Source organism: Pseudomonas sp. Fl4BN1 (assembly GCF_009908285.1).
Taxonomy (GTDB): domain Bacteria; phylum Pseudomonadota; class Gammaproteobacteria; order Pseudomonadales; family Pseudomonadaceae; genus Aquipseudomonas.
Genome location: NZ_JAAARM010000103.1, coordinates 1 through 450, shown reverse-complemented (window position 1 = coordinate 450; position 450 = coordinate 1). Strand labels below are relative to the sequence as shown.

Annotated in this window: 1 protein-coding gene; it reads left to right on the top strand. The window is 67.3% G+C overall.

What is annotated here, in order from left to right:
- Positions 1-187: 187 nt before the first annotated feature.
- The coding region (locus GV818_RS34320) for a hypothetical protein (RefSeq protein ID WP_218586328.1) at positions 188-450 on the top strand (263 nt) is incomplete at its 3' end.

Below are 450 nucleotides of genomic sequence, written 5' to 3'. Positions count from 1 at the left end.
CCTCGGGATCACTCCCGAAACGCCCGTGTAACCGGTCGAAATCCGTCAAAGCCTGGCAGCGCGCCGGACGACGACCACAGCCCCACTCGTCGTGGACCAACCGCGATCGTGCACACCTGAGACCGGATGGCAAGAGCCCCGGTCAGCGATCCCGCTTGGCCACGGCACCCCGACAGGGTGACCGATCATGACCACAGGAAACTACGTCCCCCGCGCCGGTGCTCCCGGCGCGAACGCCCACGGCTGTCACTCCTACGTGCCTTGGATCCCGCCTAGGCCGTCCGAGGCCTCGCGCGAATTCATCCCCAACAGGGGCTCGCTACGCGGTCGGCTGGTCTGCCACGGGCCCGTCCCGCGAGTGATCACCTACGAGAGTCAGCTGGAGCGAAAGACCGCCCTCGTCCTCCTCGCGCGTCCGGACGTCGAACACGTGTTCGACCAGCCAAAGCC